At 57.5% G+C, this 595-nt stretch carries 1 pseudogene; it reads right to left on the reverse strand.

Features of this window, described 5'->3' with window-relative positions:
* Window positions 1–563 (reverse strand): annotated as a pseudogene (locus tag AC1EK4_RS11975) (hypothetical protein); the annotation flags it as partial.
* Window positions 564–595 lie beyond the last annotated feature (32 nt).

A 595-nucleotide genomic window follows, 5' to 3' on the forward strand; every position in this document is an offset into this window, starting at 1 on the left:
CTGAAGTGGGCTGCGGCGAAGGCGTTCTTGAGTGTCACGTCTTCCAGTATGCCGGCCTTGTCGCCGTTCATCTTCACCGTTCCTTCTGCGTTAAGGGCGCAGAGGCTTTTCAGCGATTCGCGCGTGCCGTTGAGCTTAGAGAAGTCGAACATGATCTTGCCGTTCACGATGCGGGATGTATTCGTGTTGGGGCCGAGGTAGAATATGCGGACCTTTTGTCCGGCTGTCAACCCGTCTACGGGGCCTTCGAACACGCCCTTCTCCTTGCCTATGCCTTTCTTGATCGTGAGGGTACCGATGGCTTTGCCGGCATCGTTCACCACAAGTAGTTCGTCCTTGTCCTCCCACAGCCACGGATTCTTGTCGTCGCCCTCGGTGAGGTAGGCGCGCGTGCCGTCGGGGCCCGCCACGCCGGTCGAGGCGGTCATGGTGAGCATTACGCCCTTTGCTGGTGTATCGCCACCGTCGATGAAGTCTTCCTGTCCGGAGCACCCGGTCAGTGCAAGCGCCACGGCGGCCGTTACGGTCACCGCTGCCTGTCTCATTGCTTTGATTGCTTTCATACAGTCTTTCTTAATCATTTTTGTCGTTTGAT

The organism is Prevotella sp. C0026C3 (assembly GCF_056590795.1).